The organism is Algoriphagus lacus (assembly GCF_003583985.1).
GTDB classification, from domain to species: domain Bacteria; phylum Bacteroidota; class Bacteroidia; order Cytophagales; family Cyclobacteriaceae; genus Algoriphagus; species Algoriphagus lacus.
This window is the reverse complement of sequence record NZ_QXML01000005.1, coordinates 82,948-100,881: the sequence shown is the minus strand read 5'-3', so window position 1 is coordinate 100,881 and position 17,934 is coordinate 82,948. Positions and strand designations below refer to the sequence as shown.

Genomic DNA, 17,934 nt, shown 5'->3' with positions numbered 1-17,934 from the left:
TATTTGATTCACCAGAAAAGCAATAATTAAATGTTTATTAGACCCTTTATGTCTAAAGAAGCTCAATTGTTTTTCGAATTTGAATAAATGACATCATTACAGGGTTTTCTATTAATGTTTTAAATGATGGGCTATAATTTTTTTTATTCGAGCAAATTGAATCTTGAAAACACTCCAATTCAATCAAAAGTGGGTTACCTTTTCTTAGGTCTTTTGTCTATATTCGCGTTCGAAAATTTGAACCTTTTATCCACCTAAATATTCAGAATAATGGCTTTTGATATCGAGATGATCAAAGAGGTCTATGCCCGGTTTCCGGAGCGTATCGCAGCTGCACGTAAGGCTGTTGGACGACCACTCACTTTGACTGAGAAAATTCTCTATGCTCACTTGACAGAAGGTCCTGCTTCTCAGGCCTTTAAAAGAGGTGCTTCCTACGTAGATTTTCAGCCAGACAGAGTGGCAATGCAGGATGCAACTGCTCAGATGGCATTGTTGCAGTTTATGCAAGCTGGTCGAGACAAAGTAGCTGTCCCTTCAACTGTCCATTGCGATCACTTAATTCAGGCTGAAGTAGGTGCAGAAAAAGATTTAAATAAAGCTAAAGACAAGAACAGAGAGGTTTATGACTTTTTGGCTTCTGTGTCCAATAAATACGGTATCGGATTCTGGAAGCCAGGTGCAGGTATTATCCACCAAGTAGTTTTGGAAAACTATGCTTTTCCTGGAGGAATGATGATCGGTACAGACTCCCACACACCAAATGCCGGTGGTCTTGGAATGATTGCTATTGGCGTTGGTGGAGCTGATGCCTGTGATGTCATGGCTGGTTTACCATGGGAATTGAAGTTTCCAAAGTTGATCGGTGTAAAATTGACCGGCAAAATGTCTGGTTGGACTTCTGCAAAAGATGTAATCCTTAAAGTGGCCGGAATTCTCACTGTTAAAGGAGGTACCGGTGCAATTGTTGAATATTTTGGGGATGGTGCACGTTCACTTTCTGCAACAGGAAAAGGGACGATTTGTAACATGGGTGCCGAAATCGGGGCAACGACTTCCATTTTTGGATATGATGAAAAATCTGCAGCTTACCTTAGTGGCACTGGCCGTTCGGATATTGCTGCCATGGCAAATGCTATCGCTGAGCACTTGACAGGAGATTCTGAAGTTTATGCAAATCCTGAAGCTTATTTCGATCAGTTGATTGAAATTAATCTTTCGGAGCTTGAGCCGCATGTTAACGGTCCTTTCACTCCAGATTTGGCATGGCCTATTTCAAAATTTGCTGCTGCGGTAAAGGAAAACGGTTGGCCGGCAAAGCTTGATGTTGGTTTGATCGGTTCATGTACCAACTCGTCTTACGAAGATATCTCAAGAGCAGCTTCTTTGGCTCAGCAGGCCGTTGACAAAAAATTGATCGCCAAATCAGAATACACCATCACTCCTGGTTCTGAGCAAGTACGATTCACTGTAGAGAGAGATGGATTCTTGGATACTTTCGGTAAAATGGGAGGAGTAGTCCTGGCAAATGCATGCGGTCCTTGCATCGGTCAGTGGGCTCGACATGGTGCTGAAAAGCAGGAGAAAAACTCCATTATTACTTCCTTCAACAGAAACTTTGCAAAGCGTGCAGACGGTAATCCAAACACGCATGCGTTTGTTGCGTCTCCGGAAATTGTAACTGCTCTTGCAATCGCGGGGGATTTGACTTTCAACCCAATTACCGATACCCTGACGAATGCTGAAGGTCAACAGGTGAAATTGGAAGAACCAAAAGGACTTGAGCTTCCAACAAAAGGATTTGCGGTGGAAGATGCTGGTTATCAGGCTCCAGCTGAGGATGGATCTAAAGTTAATGTGCTGGTAGATCCAAAGTCAGACCGTTTACAATTGTTAGATTCTTTCCCTGCTTGGGAAGGCACTGACCTGAAGGGATTGAAACTTTTGATCAAGGCAAAAGGGAAGTGTACCACTGACCATATTTCTATGGCTGGTCCTTGGCTGAAATACAGAGGGCATTTGGACAATATCTCCAATAATATGCTCATCGGGGCAGTGAATGCTTTCAACGATGCTACCAATAAAGTTAAAAATCAGCTGACCGGTGAATACGGTGAAGTGCCTGCCACTCAGCGTCATTACAAGCAGCATGGAATTGGATCCATTGTAGTTGGGGACGAAAATTATGGTGAAGGTTCTTCAAGAGAACACGCGGCTATGGAACCACGATTCCTTGGTGTCCGTGCGATTTTGGTAAAATCATTTGCACGTATTCACGAAACCAACCTTAAGAAACAAGGTATGCTGGCTTTGACGTTTGCCAATCCTGCGGATTATGACCTCATTCATGAAGATGATGTAATTGATATCCTTGGATTAACTTCATTTGCTCCTGGTAAACCTCTGCAGATTGTCCTGAATCACAAGGATGGTAGTACACATACAATTACTGCAAACCATACCTACAATGAAGGTCAAATTGAATGGTTTAAGGCCGGTGCAGCTTTGAATTTGATTAAGGCTGCAGCCAATTAAATTGAAACATAATAACCGCGGCTTTCATAAGCCGCGGTTTTTTCTTTTTAACTATGAAGCTTGTTCGCCCAATTCTTGCAATCATTTTTTTTTGGATTTCTTTTTTTGCCTTCTCTCAGGAAAAAACAGAAAGGGAAGTAAAAGTTAAGCCTTCACAAGTGCCAATTTCTGCTAAAGAATGGCTTACTGATGCATTCGAAGACCTGCGTAAGCCAAAATGGTATCTGGAATATTCTCAAAAGGGTAAAGCATTTGAAGCTAAGTTTTCCAAGAATGGCTATCTCTATAGCGTAGAGTTTGATTCACTGGGTAACCTCGAAGATGTGGAAATTGAAATCCCTTCCTCCGAAATTCCTCCAGAGACGTGGACTAACATCAGGAATTATTTTTCCGAGGAGTTTAAGGAAATTTCAGTTCAAAAAATTCAACGCCAACTAATTGGGTCAGAGTCTGACTTAGAGGATTTTTTTGATGAAGACGAATCTGGGAGAATTACTGTCCAATATGAAATTGTTTTTCAAGGAAAAAATGAAGCTTGGCAAGTCTGGGAAGGTCTTTTCGATGAGAAAGGTTCTCTGATCTCGATCATTAAGGTTCAACTGCGCCCCTTGGATAATTTGGTTTTTTAATGAGAAAGCTAATTTTGCTTGCTGTTTTCTTGGTTTTCGTGAGTTTGAAAGTTCAAGCTCAATCAAATCATAGATTTTTTACAGGTGTATTTCCCGAGGTCTCACTTACTCGAAAGTTAAACGAAGTACACCGACTCAATTTTAAAATTGAAAATCAGGAGATACTCTATGATAATCAGGATTCTGACTCAGAGAATCCTCAATTTTCCCATTACCGGACTGATATCATGGGCTTTTTTGACAGGAGTCTTAGGCCCGGAATGAGTGTTGCTTTGGGGTTGTTCCATCGATTTCAAGAAAATGAAGACGGCAATAGAATTATTCAACAGCTTGCTTTACTTCAGAAATCCCGGGTAGTAAGAATCAATCATCGATTTAGAACCGATCAGACTTTTACCCGAAATAAACCACTTGAAGTCAGGTTTCGGTATCGGCTTTCGGTGGAAGTGCCACTTCAGGGCGCGGAAGTTGATCCCGGTGAATTATATTTTCTAAGCTCTGCAGAATCAATTTTTAGTCATCAAGGAGGTGATTTTGAGATCGAAAATAGACTGGTGGCCTCTCTGGGAAAATTTTTCAGCAAAACAGAAAAACTGGAGTGGGGTTTAGATTATCGTACCGATGGCTACATTCAGGAAGGGTTTAGGACTCGCCTTTGGGCGAAGGTTAGTTATTTTTACAACTTTTAGTGTAAAAAAATAGCTTCAAAAAGTAAATTACTTGCTACAAAATACAAATTGCTGTATGTTTACGGAAATTGAACGAGGTTAATGCCTTGGGCAATTGGAGAAAGCACAGCAATTTTATTTCAATGCAGGATAAAGGGATAAACAGCACGTTTAAAAAGATCATTTACGAATCTTCGGAAATGGTCTTTCTTGCTGATGATACCTATCCGTACTCCATTTTTTATGCTAACGAGGCCTTTGAAGAATTAATCGGGAATTCACTTACTGATCGAACGTTGGTTGGTCTTGGACTCGATATCACCGCCTATATTTTTAAAGAGGAATTAGTACTCACTCACCAGAACAAGGACTATTCCTTCAAGCTTGAATTGCCTCAGGATAGCGGTTCTAATTATTTCCTGTTTTACAAGGGAAAGGAAATCAAGACTCATGGCTTACCGAGTAAAAAGGAGGCCTATCAGTTTTTCACTTCGAAGCTTGACCTTATTGCTATTGGGAAATATGATCATTTGACTTATTTAAATGCCAGTGTATTACCTGTTCTTGGGTATGAAGTGGCGGAATTGTTGAACACTAACCTTTGTCCCTTTATTCATGAAGAAGATCTAAAGGAGGTTCAAAACCTTTGGAAAGCAAATCAGAATAGTCCTGAGGTGGCATTTTGTGAATTCAGGTTTCTTGGAAAAGATGGGAAGTATCGCCATCTCGAATGTTCAGTTCAGTTTAATCCGGAGACTTTTTTTGTGATCGCCAGGGATATTTCCCAGAGAGTTGTCAAAAGAAATAATGAGAAAAAATTAGAATTACTTCGAAGCAAAGCTCCTGATTTGACCAAATTCGGAAACTGGAAGCTAGATCTCAAAAACAAAGAACTTACCCTTGAACCGGCCTCTGAAGACATTATTGGCTCTCTTTTAGGGCAGAATTACGGTAAGGAAGAATTACAATCATCTTTTTACAAACAAATCAATTCGGCGGCCTCGGTTAAGAAACCCGGTCAAAAGGAATTTGAAGGCACTTTAGAGTTGCCTACAGGTAAAAAAATCGGCTTCTCCGCTTTCTTCCCGGAAAACCAACAGGAATCTGTTTGGGGTATAATTTGGGATGATTCCAAAAGTCAATCGTTGCATCAGAATTTGGAAATGCATCGAATGCTTTGGATGGAAAGTCCTGAAGCGATGATGATCGTTGAGCCAACAGGGAAAATTTTCCTGGCAAATAAGGAAGTTCTGGAGCTTTTTGGTTTCGAAAAGTCATTCCACCTTTCACATTTAGAGGACTTGAGTGTGTTTTTTGAAGAAGCCAATCAATGGTCGGAGTGGATCAGTTCCCCGGCAAGTGATACTTCTGTTTCCAGATTTTCCACGCTTTTGATCAATGAAAAAGGAAAGCAGCTTACTCTTGAAGTAGCAGCCAAAAAAACATCCATCAGTCAAGAGGATTACATCATACTTTCTTTCCGAAATATTTCGGAAAAAATCACGCTGGAGAAGAAAGTTGAAGCCAGTAGCGACTTCCTCATGAATCTGACCGAGCAGGTTCCAGGTGGTTTGTACCAACTGGTTCTGAATTCCGAAGGTCAGATGAATTTCTCCTTCCTTTCCAAAGGGATCAATTCAGTGCTTGGTTTGTCCCAGGAAGAGATACACCAATTCACAGATATTTCAGCGGCGATCTCCAAAGTTCATCCTCAGGATTTGCCTTTGGTAATAATGTCTTCTGTTGCTTCTGCAAAGAAAATGGAACCATGGCAGTGCCAGTTTCGCGTGAAATCAGGCGAAAAGGGCCAAGATTATCGCTGGGTTTTGGGAGCCGCCAGACCCCAATCATTAGAAAGTGGAGATATGGTTTGGTATGGTTACCTGACTGATATTTCCAAGCAGAAGGAATTTGAGGCAAAACTGGATGAAGCGAGGTTGGCTGCAGAGAAAGCAAACCAGATTAAGTCCGACTTCCTCTCCATGATCAGTCATGAACTGAGAACCCCATTGAATGCGATTTCCGGATCGGTTTATTCTTTGTTCCATGAAGACCCAACTGAGGCCCAAAAGACAGCATTGAATACGATCAATTTTGCAGTCGATAATTTGATTATCATGATCAATGATTTGCTCGACTTCCAAAAAATTGAAGCCGGTAAGTTGACCATTGAGCACAATCCTTTCAATCTTAAGAACCTGATGGATCAGATTATAAAAGGGTTGTCGTTTCATGCCAAAGACAGTAAGAACAAACTTGAACTTCACCTTTCAGATGGACTCAATATAAGTGTCAAAGGAGATAAAACCCGTCTTTCTCAAGTGCTCAATAACCTGATTACCAATGCTCTGAAATTCACAAACGAAGGCAATGTCGATGTGAAAGTAGATCTGGTTGGGAATGTGAGGAATAAAGTCAGGGTGTATTTTGAGGTGAAGGACACCGGAATAGGAATTGCACCTGAGCACCAGGAGAAAATCTTTGATGATTTTGACCAAGTGAAACCCACATTTAGCACTAAGTATGGAGGAACGGGACTTGGACTTTCGATTACCAGAAAGCTTCTGAATTTGATGGGAGGAAAAATTTCAATCGATTCTGCTGTCGGAAAAGGTAGCAGATTCTATTTTGAACTTGAGTTTGACAAGGCTGAAGAAGAGCAAATCATTACCTCAAAAGTCGATAACCATGCCCCAACCTTCGATGGTCTTCATTTGCTTATGGCTGAGGACAACGAAGTGAATTCCCTTGTGCTTGGAAAGATCATCAAAAAATGGGGATATACTTTTGAGCGTGCCCACAATGGTATTGAAGCGGTAGAAGCTGCGCGAAAAGAAAAGTTTGACTGCATTTTGATGGATATTCAAATGCCTGAAATGGATGGGTTTGAAGCCACCATTGAGATTAAGAAGTTTTCCCAAACCCCAATCATAGCATTGACCGCTGCCGCAAAGCTTGAAATAATGGAACGCATCGACGAATGCGGTTTTGAAGGTTTTGTAGCCAAACCGATCGACGCCGCTGAGCTTTTGAAAAAGATCAAAGAAGTGATCGCTGAGAAAAACTACAAGGCCTGAGCCTTTTGGTAGTATTCCTGTAGTAAATCCATGTCCGGATAATTTTTTATCAAGTCTTCCAAATATTGCAGTGCTGAGATTTTATCCCCCTGCATTACGTAGTAAATCCCTTTGTTTCGCATAGCGAATGGATTTTTGGAGTCCATTTGGATACTTTGATTGATTAGCGTTATAGCTTCTTCCGGTTTTTGCAAAAAGAGCAGATATAGTCCTTTGTTATTGTAGAAATAGGCCTGTCGATTGTCTAGGGTAATTGCTTTTTCAACAGAGCTCAATGCTCCCGAATAATCCTTTTCATCAAAAAGAATCATGGATCGGAGATTGTGAAGGTTGGGTTCGGAAGGGTTGATGGTTTCCGCTTTGGATAGAATTTCTTTGGCTAGGTTGTACTCTTTTTGATAATAGTGAATTGTAGCCTGATTGACCAAAAGATCTGAATTTGCTGGCTCCATACTCGAAGCTTTTTCAAAAGCCTTCAGTGCTTCCGGTAGATTTTTTAGCTTTTCCTGACTAAGGCCTGTTAAGAAATAGGATTTCCAGTTATTGGAATCAAGCTTGAGTAGTCGCTCGGCATCTTCTCTGGCCTTGTAGAATTCTCCGTTATCCAGATAGCTTAGACCGCGTTGGAATATCGCATCAAAATAATCCGGACGGAATTGAATGGCTTTGCTCAAATCGGCTATGGTCTCTTCCAGTTGGTTAAGCCGAAGATGGGCCATGGCTTTGTTGTAATACGCATCCGCATAGGTAGAGTCCAATGCAATGGCCTCATTGTAAAACTCGATGGCAGACTTAGGGTCGTTTTCTTCCAGTTTTTCGTTACCCTTTAAGAGAAACCTACCTTTTTTATCCTCAAGGCTATCACAGCTGATCAATAAGGTCAGGAAAATTCCTGTTAAGATTTTATTCGGTAGTTTCATCCTCAGGTAAATACTGCTTGTCATTTTTTTCCTCTCCCAAAAGCATTGCAAATGGTCGTGTATCTTCATTTAATTCAAAAATCTCCCTTAAAATCGCCATGGTTGGGATCACAAGGATCATTCCTGCTACTCCCCAAATCGCACCCCCAACCAATAAACCCAAAAAGGTAATGAAGGCATTGAGATTCACATTTCCTCCTACAATTTTTGGAGTTAAGAAGTTGCCTTCCACCGTTTGGATTATTTGGTAAATCACCAAAATCGCAACCGGATAGAATAGGCTATCCATTGTCAAAAAGGAATAAGTAATAGGTAAAAGCACTCCAAAGAAAGGTCCCACATAAGGGATGATATTTAAAATGGCCCCAATAATTCCAAAGAAGATTGCGTGCTTAACCCCAAGCAGTGAGTAGGCCGTGATATTAAGAATGGCTAAAATCACCATTACTTTTCCGACCCCTACAATGTAGTTTAGAATTACTTTTCGGAGGTTGGTTATTCTCATTTTTACCAGGGTGGGATCTTTGTCCCGGTAGATCATCACGATCATTCTGGTCAAATGATCCCGATATAGCAAAAAGAAAAACATGAAAACAGGAATCAGGACCAATCCTGAAAGTGAGCCAATCGTGTTCAAAGCAAAGTTTGAAATACTGTTGCTGTGCTCATCCAGATAATTGATCAGATATTGAGATTCTGCTTTCTCAGCCAATTTTTCGTTGATTCCAAAATTTTCTTCAGTCCAAGTATCCACTTGCTGACCCACACTGACTAGACGTTCACTAACATTGGTGAAGTCCTTGGTAAAGCTCACCACGTTTCCGACAATGAAACTGACCAACCCTACCACAAGAGCGACCATGAGGAGAAGAGAAATAAACGAACTCAGTGTTCTTGGGACTCGGTACTTTTCCATTAACATGCCTAATGGAGTAAAGAGAATCGCAAAGAATCCCCCCATAAAAAGCGGAACCAAAAGACTCTTTCCAACGATTAGAAAAAACACCAATACGATGATAAATACCATCACAGAAAGCGCTTTTAAATAGGAGGGTAAATTCAGATGTTTTGATAGCATTTTTACGGAAGTTTGACCCGAAAAAAGGTAGGACTATTAAAGATATTTTCCAATTAGGCTGAAATTAAGCCTGATCTTTTAAGTAAAGCTTCCGGTTTTGGATCTCTTCCTCTGAATCGCTTGAATAAAATCGATGGATGTTCACTGCCTCCGGCAGAAAGGATGTTTTTCTCAAAGGATTGTGCGGTTCCTTGATCAAATACTCCTTTTTCCAAAAACAGTTCAAAAGCGTCCGCATCCAACACTTCCGCCCACTTGTAGCTGTAGTAGCCTGAAGAATATCCTCCCTGGAATATATGGGAGAAACTGGTGCTCACCATTGTTCCGGGAACTTTTGGCAGAAGATCCGTTTTTTTCATCACCTCTTCTTCAAAGGATCGGATATCTGTAATTGAAGATGGGCCTTTGCTGTGATAGGCCATATCCAAAAGCCCAAAGCTGATCTGCCTCACCGTCATGTATCCCTGCTGGAAATTCGCTGCATTTTTGATTTTCTCAATCAGTTCAGCCGGGATTTTCTCCTCGGTTTGGTAATGCTTTGCAAAAAGATCCAAGCATTCTTTTTCATAGCACCAGTTTTCAAAAATCTGGGAGGGAAGCTCCACAAAATCCCAAAAGACACTCGTTCCGGAAAGGGATTCGTAGGTTCCTCTGGCTAAAATCCCGTGTAGCGCATGTCCAAACTCGTGGAAAAGCGTCGTTACCTCATTGAAAGTGAGTAAGCTGGGCTTGCTTTTAGTCGGCTTGGTAAAATTGCAGACTATGGAAATGTGCGGGCGATGATCAGTGCCGGCTTCCATGTTTTGACCTCGGTAAGAAGTCATCCAAGCCCCGTTTCGCTTTCCTGATCTTGGGAAAAAGTCCGCATAGAATACAGCCAAATGCTTTCCGTTTCGGTCTTTTACTTCATAAGCTGTGACTTCAGGATGATAGACCGGGATTTCAGAATTGGGGCTGAAGGTTAAGCCGTATAGTTTCCCGGCTGTCTGAAACACACCCTCAATCACATGCTCCAACTGGAAATAAGGACGGAGCAATTCATCATCCAAGGCGTATTTTTCTTTCTTCAACAATTCGGAATAATAGGCAAAATCCCATCGTTCCAAGTTTTCCAATCCATCCAGTTTTTTGGCAAACTCAGCCACTTCCCGGACATCTGCCTCGCCTTTCGGTTTGGCTTTTTGTAGGAATGATTCCAAAAACTCCAGAACTGTCTGAGGGCTTTTGGCCATTCTTTCTTCTAAAACAAAATCCGCGTGTGAGGGATAGCCAAGTAAATTGGCCCGGTCGTGGCGGAGTTGAAGCAGGGTTTTGATGATTTCCTGATTGTCAAGTTCGTCTCCTTTTGAGGATTTGGTATTGTAGGCGAGAAATAAGGTCTTTCGCAATTCCCGATTTTTAGCATAGGTCATTGCCGGGATATAGCTCGGGTAATCCAGCGTAAAAGCCCAATTCCCCGGTTTTCCTTTCTCTTCAGCAATTTGTGCCGCTGCTTCTTTGATACCTTCAGGTAAACCTTCCAATTCAGATTCCTGATCGATAAAGTGCACGTATTTATTGGTTTCCGCGAGGACGTTTTCGCCAAATTTCAGACTCAATTGAGCCAATTCTTGGTCGATTTTCCGGAGTTTATCTGCATCCTCCGGTCCTAGTTTCGCCCCGTTTCGGACAAAGGATTTATAGTTTTTTTCCAGTAAAGTATTTTGTTCGGGATTGAGGTTGAGGTTGTCCTTTTGCTCAAAAACCTGAGCAATCCGCTGGAAAAGCTCCTGATCCAACAAAATATCATTGGAATGCTCCGTTAACAATGGCGAAATTTCTCTCGCCAGTTTCTGAATTTCGTCATTGGTTTCCGCAGAATTGAGGTTGAAAAAAATTGCCGATATCACCCCCAGTTTTTTACCGGATCGATCCAGTGCTTCGATCGTGTTTTCAAAAGTAGGGAGTGGATGGGACTTGATATTTCTGATGTCCTCCTTGGCCAGCAGGATGGCTTCTTTCACTGCAGGAAGGAAATGTTCGGTTTTTATCAGATGAAATGGAGCCGATTCAAATGGGGTGGCAAATTCTGCCAAAAGCGGGTTAGTCATGATACTAGGTAATCTGTTTGGAAATTAATTCGGTGCAACCCATTTTGGTTCGAGGAGATGACCTACTTTTTTCAATTCTGCTGACAATTTACCCATTTGTTCAGTAAAGCTTTCGAGTTGCCAAGTGTGTTGAGGGATATTTTTGGACTCCTCTTTAAATTTTTCGAACATGCCAAAATCCCCCAAGCCGAAAGAAGCCTCTGCCCGATTGACTAAAATCCAGTATTTCTGGGTGTTGTAATATTCCTGAAGTTCCTGTCCATCTTTGCCTCCTGCATTGATCAGCGGTAGGTCATTTTTTTCTTTTTGCTCGATCATCGCCCAATCTCGCTCGCACAGATAAAGAACTCGCTTCCAAGTCCGTTGCGCAAAAATCAAATCGGCAATTCGATCCTGATCGGATTTGACCAGATTGGAAGTGGCATGGTAAATCAACGTCATGGCCAAGTTTATTCCGTTATACCGGTTGTTGAGCAAGTAATAGCTCCGCTGGTAATACAGGATGGAATTTTCCAGGTGTTCATCGCCTTCTCCGCTTTCGTAAAGCTTCTTTTCCACCGCTCCAGCAGAGGACACCGTCTCCGGGTCATTGGTGTGATCCAAATCAATGGATTTAAGAAGTTCAAGAGATTTGTAGAGAGAAGTCACCAAATCCGGCTGGGCTGCCTTGTAAGTCGTAAAAGCCAAGCGATGGATGAGGTAAGTGTCTTTTTGGCCGGTATGGCTACCGGAAAGAAAAACAGCCGTCTGAAAAAGATCTCTGGCTTTGGCAAAATTCTTTGATTCGATGGCATCCTCTGCTTCCTGAATTATGAGTGAAAGTGCTTTCCCAACCTCGGGTTCGGCTTCTTTTTTCTCAGATTCACTTACAGCCTTTTCGATTTCAGCCTGCAATTTTGGAGGAATGAGGGAGTTGAGGTAGGTATAGACCGGACTGTCTGCTTCATTTTTGTCCACCACAGTTTGAATTACATTTCCCAAAGCAGCTCGGAATCGCTCCACCTCTTCATAATCAATTGCATCCCCAAGGTGCTGATAGCTGTGGATGACCACGTGGTTCAGATCAAAAGGATACATGAGTTTGTTTTCCGAAATCACAATCGTGGTGTATGGACGTAGAGCATGTCTTACGCCCAATTCATAGAGCGCATTGGCATTGAGGGTGGACAAATCGGCGATAACCAAATCAGCCTGGAGTAATTCCTGGTACATCTGTACATCGATTGACCCCGAGTGAGTGATTTCATCAGCTCGGACACATTCGATTCCTTTGGCTTCTACTACCGGTTTGATCAGGAGGCGATAGGATTTGTTGAGGTCGAGTTTTCGCCCGTTGATGTAGTCGGTTTTGATCCCAAAACCCATGACTACGAAGCATCTTTTTTTTGTAGCGCTCATACTTTTAAAAAATCAAAAATGGAGGTTGAGGAGGGTTGCTGTTATTTTAAAGTTAAAGTAATAGTAATCAATATGGCGCATAGAAATTTTTAGAAGTTGCATTTGAAATAAAAAAACCGGGCTCATCACCCGGCTTTCCATTCAATAATCGAAATCACAACTCATTTCTTCCAACCCAATAGGTGCACCGTCAGGAATTTTGAGCACTTGCTGAGCGGTCAATTCTTCCGGAAGTTCCAGGTAAGTATCGATTTTATCGTTTAGATACGTCCGATGGGCCAGGAGTATCCCGCTGCCGGAAGTCATGTCGCTGATTTTCTCCAGATGCATCCGAGTGATAGCTCTCACCGTCTGGGAAGCATTGGCGTCTTTGGAAAGCGCAATCAAATGATCCACGTATTTGGCTTCGGTCATCAGTTTGATTTCCTCTTTCAATCCTCCCGGCATTGTATTGGAAAAAACCTGTGCAGTGATTTGGTTCAAAACAGTCTCGAATCCTGGCAAGGATTTGTCCTGAAGATTTTGGAGGTAAACTCGGTTGATCCGGCCACTCTCAAAGAGGAAGCTGAACGTTGCATCGACTATATTTTCTGCCGGAGCAATCGGGTCAAATGTTGGTCCGGTACGTGAAGGGAAGGTTTCTCGGTTTCTACCGTAGCCATAAGGCCTTGGTGGAATCAATGCCAAAACAGCAGCAGGGACTTCCAGTTGAGCAGGTGAAATGGTCGTCAAAAGAGCACTTAAGGCTTCATTTTGATCCTTTGAAGGAATCCATTTTTGGTTCGGTTGATTATCGCCTTTGACTTTGTAGGTGTAATCCACACCGCCGATTAGCTTGCTGGTGGCCTCCAACTGGTAGCGGTGCATCAGATACAGAGGAACAAACACTTCTTCCAAAATCGCAGTTGGTTCTCCGGTTCGAATAGCATTCAAGCCAAAAGATTTCATGCGGCTTTCTCTGAGCTTAAGCAGGCGCATCATTTCTGCCGGGGCAGAAGCGCCATTATCCCAAAGGTGGGAGCGGGGATGTACCCCACTTGGATCCCGGGAATCTGAATCCGTGATAAATTCAAATCCTGCAGCGTAAGTGTCCTGAAGTGTTTTTTCCAAAAAATCCTCTTCTGTTTGTCCCTGAGCCGGGGTTCCGTAACCGTATTTGATCGCCCATTTGTCCCATTCCCCGATTTTCAGGTCATACGCCTGGGAAAAGTCAAGTTCTCCACTAGCGGTTTCCGTAACTACCGGGTGAGGATAATCCATTACAGAAGCCCGACCATTAGCAGAGGTTGCATAGCTGTGTGCCACCCCGATGGTATGGCCGATCTCATGAGCAGAAAGTTGCTTCAGTCGGTTTAGAGCCATTTCCATCATTTTTGGATCAGCAGGTTTACCTTCCTCGAAGGGCTGCAACAAACCTTGAGCGATCAGGTAATCCTGTCTTACGCGCAGTGAACCCAAGGAAACCTGTCCTTTAAGAATTTCTCCTGTCCTTGGATCCCGCACACTTGATCCATAGGACCAACCACGGGTGGACCGATGAATCCACTGAATGACATTGTAACGCACATCCATGAGGTCCATTCCTTCTGGAGCCAATTCGACCCGAAAGGCATTTTTAAAGCCGGCAGCCTCAAATGCCTGTGCCCACCAGTTTCCTCCTTCGATCAAAGCCGAAGCAACTGGCTCCGGAGTTCCTCTGTCGAGGTAGTATACGATCGGCTCGACTACTTCAGAAACAGCTGCATTTGGGTCTTTTTTCTCCAAGCGGTGGCGGGAGATGAAGCGCTTCACGATAGGCTCTGCAATGGGAGTGGTATAATCCTGATAGCTAATGAAAAAATACCCTGCCCGTGGATCAAACTTCCGCATGGCATACAGGTCAGGAAGCTCTATAAATGAATGTCTCATCCGTACGCTTACCGCTTCAGGCGTTGGAGTCACAGATCGTAGGTAGGCTCCCGCCCCGGTACCGGTTAAGGTAATAGTCGCCTCTACTTCCGTGTTTTTTGGGAAATTTTTGGTCATGGGAAAATACAGTCCAGACCGACTGGCATCCACCCGATAAGTGCCTTGTCGGGATCGGGAAAGGGTTTCACTTACCCCATGTGCATCTTGGAGGTAAAAGTTGGTAGCCTCAACGATAAACTTGTCACCGTCTTTCTGCACGATTTCAAAGCCCCAAAGAATAGACTCCGCAAAGGCATCCTGGATGGATTTGGCTTCATATGGGTTGGAGGTGTACGCCCGGTATCCCACATTTTTATGAACCAAAAAGATCTTGTTTCCCGTCCGGCGAAATTCCACCAGCCGATCTTCTCCCAGCTGTCCGCGATCCAATCCGATGTCGTTTGAGCCAACTCCGGCGGTCAGGGAATTGACATAGAGGAATTCCTTGTCCAGGGAGGATATTTCCAGGTAGATTTTGCCTTTTTCCTCATCCAGGTAAAAGGGCACAAATCCGTCTTTTTTGCTCATTTTGCTTAAATCCAGGTTTTGGGAATAACCTGAAATTGCCAAAAGCATTAAAAAACTGAGAAGGTAACGTGTTTTGTTCATAGGGGATTTTGCTTTGTCCTAAATTATCAAAAAGCAGAGGGACTTCACCACCAATTATGGAAAATCACCGAAGAAAATATCGGAGCATCAGCGCCGTGTCTGTCTGATGGGGTGCTTCAATGGTCTGTAGTCCACTGCTAATCACTTCCCGATCGGTGTAAACTGTCCGTGACCATCTTAGGTACGCGGTTAGTTTTGGGGTAATCTGGTATTGGCCCAGGAGGTAGTAGCGCATGCCTTGCCCGGAAAATGCAGGGATCGAAAAGGTCCAAAGCACATTGTTTTCGAAGGCATACAATCTATTGTCGTAAGTTTCTGCGTCAAAAAGCGCGAGTCTTCCAGTCAGTCTCCATCGTTCTTTTCCGTATTGCACATCCTGAAGAATCATAAAGCCGTGGGTGATTTTATCCTCGATTTTTACCTGACTGATCAAGATTCGGGATCTAAGGAAAAGGTTTTTATTGGGTTGGGTTTCCAAACTGATCAGGCCATTTTGTTTTTTTACAGGCTTAACCAAATAGGGCAGAGAAGGCTCACCGCTGTCGCTTAGATTTCTATCCTTTTGCTCTTCCCTGATTTGGATGAATGCAATCAAATTCCTGCTGGGCTGATAAGTAATGCGGGTTAGCCATTCGTATCCTTCTGATGGGGCATAGACTCGATACCGTAGCCATGGAAACTTAAATAAATCGTAGTAAGCATTGATTTTCCAACGTTTTTCAGGTTTGATTTGGATTCCGATATACAGGCCTTGCTCGTTGATGGGTCGGGTATTCTCCGCAAATCCGGATGCATAAAAGCTGTGAAAATCCCGGTCGTATTTTCTCCACAGGAAGGAGAAGTCCACCTGTTTGCTCAGGCTGCTAACAAATCCCAAAACCGAACCGGTGCCGCCGCTTTGGGAAATTGCAGACTCCCCAAAAAGTAAGAAGTTTTTCCAGTTGTAGTTAGCATACACACTTGAAACCGAATTGCTTTGCCCCCCAAATTCAAATTGATTGTATAGTTGGGGAGTTCGAATCCAAGGCCTATCAAATTGGGTATAGAGGGAATTTGCTCCGAGTTGAAATCTCCCGGAATGATGAGAATACTGGACATTTCCGCCTAAGTTGGTTTCTCTAAATTGATTTTTGGTAGAAAGTTCGCTGGACGTGCGATGAAGTCCGGATTGATTGAATGAGCTGATGATTTCATTTTGGGATTCCAAGCTATCAACCGAAATGGAGATCCGTCCATCCCGGGCATTGTGGGAGGCAATAAGTGAAACTTGCCAGTTTTTGAATTGTCGAGTGGCACCAATTCCTCGGAAAAATCCAAACTCCAGCGCTGCAGTGTAAGGCAATATTCCGATGCTACTTCTACGGACAGTCGGGACCGTTTCGGCCCCTTTTCCCAAGGTATACCCTGCTCCAAATACCAGTCCCTGTCCAAAAGAAGCCTGAAAATCCCCTAACGCAATGGTTTTCCATTTTCCTACAAAGTATCGGGTAAAGTGAAAGGAAAAAAAGTTGAATCCATATCGGGCCGTTTTTCCATCCCAGGTAAATTGCTCGCCGGCATCCTTGTCCAAGGTGATTCCCAAACTGAAATCCCTGGCGTGTTGGATCCGGAATCTCAGGTAGATGTTGTTGGGGTCGCCTAAATACCTACTGGAAATCGTCCCGTTGGCATTGGTGTCGGCCGCCGTAAATCCTCTCCGCGTTTCCCAGGTTCGCTGATGCCTTAGTAGCACATAGGCTTGTTCTTCTTCCTTGACCCTTTCCCAGAATTTTTTACTTCTTATTCCCGAATTGCCGATCGTAATAAATGGAATAAGATTTTCGATCGTCTGAAGGTCAAATTCCGGAACTGCCTGAAGTTCATAGAGGGAAAGTAAGGGACCAAACCTGTTTCGATAAGTAATCAGGCTACTGATTTGCGAAGGATTGAGTAGATAGGTGGCTTGGAGGATTTCGGAATCTGCTCTGTTGATGTCAATGGGGTTTTGGTATAACTGGAACAGGACCTCATAAATTGATTCATAATCGATGTCTTCCTCCTGAACTGGAAAAAGCCGCTCAATGAATGTCTCCAAATCGATGGGAGGCTTAGGAGGACTTTGTGCAAAAGCTCCAATTGAAAGGAAAAAACAGAGGGAAAGGCCTACTATTACCCTCATGGCTTTCCAAGTTTCAAGACCAAACTTAAGTGATGTGTCCTACCCAAAGAGGTGTTTTGACCGTAGGCATAGTCAAAGCCAAACCGGTCTTTTCTCAGACCAAGTCCGAAACTCAGCCTGGCGGGATTGCTGCTGATACCGGTTCTCAGAATAATCCACTCAATAAGCTGATATTCGATTCCGGCTTTGAACACGGGATTTAGGTCAATGTCTTTTTCCACCTCAGCCAGAATTCTGAGCGATTCACTGGGTAAGTATGAGATTCCCAATTGAACACTAGTAGCGAGTCTTTGCTCACTGTTTTGACTGACTTTGGCCCGGTTGAGATTTGAAAAATTTGCGCCAAGGAAAAACTTCGGCCCAAGTTCAGCGACACCTCCCAATGAAAAAATGAAGGCGTTTCCAGTTCCAAATCCTTCGATTTGGGTTTGAAACCAATCGATTTTAGCTCCCAAACTCACAATCCCAAGCGTATTGGAAAACCCGATGCCAAGCAGTTGTTGGTTGAAAAGTTTTCCTCCAAACCGGGAAATTCCAAGACCAACCGTACCAAAGTCATTCTTCCATCCCAAAGCCAGATCGACCGTACTCAATTCCTGAAGCCCAAATCGATGGTCAAATCCTACCCCGATTTCGGTTTCCTCCATGCGGTCCAAGGCTCCGATATTATTAAAGTAGGCCCAAGAATCAGGAAGATGAATCCGGATATTCCCAATTCCTTGACTTCTCGCTCCATGGGCTTGAGTGAGGGGATCGGTTTGGGCTGTGACTAATTGAATTGCCCAAAACCAGAAGCAGAAAAAAAAGAGTTGCTTCATCAGGTTC

General features: G+C 43.2%; 11 protein-coding genes. 4 read left to right on the top strand and 7 right to left on the bottom strand.

All coding sequences use genetic code 11. The features are described 5' to 3' along the window. Positions 1-270: 270 nt before the first annotated feature. The 4 genes from D0X99_RS11315 (at position 271) to D0X99_RS11300 (ending at position 6,909) form a co-directional block, all read left to right on the top strand. Positions 271-2,535, top strand: a complete 2,265-nt coding sequence (locus D0X99_RS11315; RefSeq protein WP_119477939.1) for an aconitate hydratase — start codon at positions 271-273, stop codon at positions 2,533-2,535. 53 nt (positions 2,536-2,588) lie between these two features. Continuing rightward, complete coding sequence (locus D0X99_RS11310) at positions 2,589-3,164, top strand: hypothetical protein (RefSeq protein WP_119477938.1); 576 nt, start codon at positions 2,589-2,591, stop codon at positions 3,162-3,164. Beyond that, positions 3,164-3,853: a DUF2490 domain-containing protein gene (locus D0X99_RS11305; protein WP_119477937.1), complete on the top strand. Its 690-nt coding sequence runs from the start codon at positions 3,164-3,166 to the stop codon at positions 3,851-3,853. Before D0X99_RS11310 ends, D0X99_RS11305 begins: the two co-directional genes overlap by 1 nt. A 122-nt stretch (positions 3,854-3,975) precedes the next feature. Continuing rightward, the gene (locus D0X99_RS11300) at positions 3,976-6,909 is read left to right on the top strand and encodes an ATP-binding protein (protein WP_119477936.1); all 2,934 of its coding nucleotides are present in this window, start codon (positions 3,976-3,978) and stop codon (positions 6,907-6,909) included. Here the strand turns inward: D0X99_RS11300 and D0X99_RS11295 are convergent. The 7 genes from D0X99_RS11295 to D0X99_RS11265 all read right to left on the bottom strand — a co-directional run bounded on the left by D0X99_RS11295 (position 6,897) and on the right by D0X99_RS11265 (position 17,927). Further along, a complete protein-coding gene (locus D0X99_RS11295) occupies positions 6,897-7,829 on the bottom strand; it encodes a tetratricopeptide repeat protein (protein ID WP_119477935.1) in 933 nt (310 codons plus the stop codon). The two genes, D0X99_RS11300 and D0X99_RS11295, sit on opposite strands and share 13 nt — an antisense overlap. Beyond that, positions 7,813-8,907 (bottom strand): AI-2E family transporter, encoded by a 1,095-nt coding sequence (locus D0X99_RS11290; protein WP_119477934.1) that lies wholly within the window; start codon positions 8,905-8,907, stop codon positions 7,813-7,815. The genes D0X99_RS11295 and D0X99_RS11290 overlap by 17 nt, the downstream gene beginning before the upstream one ends. Positions 8,908-8,960: 53 nt before the next feature. Further along, entirely contained in the window at positions 8,961-10,997 is a 2,037-nt protein-coding gene (locus tag D0X99_RS11285; RefSeq protein ID WP_119477933.1) for a M3 family metallopeptidase, read from the bottom strand. A gap of 24 nt (positions 10,998-11,021) precedes the next feature. After that, a complete protein-coding gene (locus D0X99_RS11280) occupies positions 11,022-12,395 on the bottom strand; it encodes a tetratricopeptide repeat-containing protein (RefSeq protein ID WP_119477932.1) in 1,374 nt (457 codons plus the stop codon). Between the two features lie 141 nt (positions 12,396-12,536). Continuing rightward, on the bottom strand, positions 12,537-14,951 hold the full coding sequence (locus tag D0X99_RS11275; RefSeq protein WP_119477931.1) for a zinc-dependent metalloprotease: 2,415 nt from the start codon (positions 14,949-14,951) through the stop codon (positions 12,537-12,539). Between the two features lie 64 nt (positions 14,952-15,015). Beyond that, positions 15,016-17,109 carry a ComEA family DNA-binding protein gene (locus D0X99_RS11270; RefSeq protein ID WP_119477930.1) on the bottom strand — a complete coding sequence of 698 codons (2,094 nt, stop codon included), beginning with the start codon at positions 17,107-17,109 and terminating at the stop codon, positions 15,016-15,018. Next, positions 17,106-17,927 (bottom strand): PorV/PorQ family protein, encoded by an 822-nt coding sequence (locus D0X99_RS11265; protein WP_119477929.1) that lies wholly within the window; start codon positions 17,925-17,927, stop codon positions 17,106-17,108. The genes D0X99_RS11270 and D0X99_RS11265 overlap by 4 nt, the downstream gene beginning before the upstream one ends. Between the last annotated feature and the right edge of the window lie 7 nt (positions 17,928-17,934).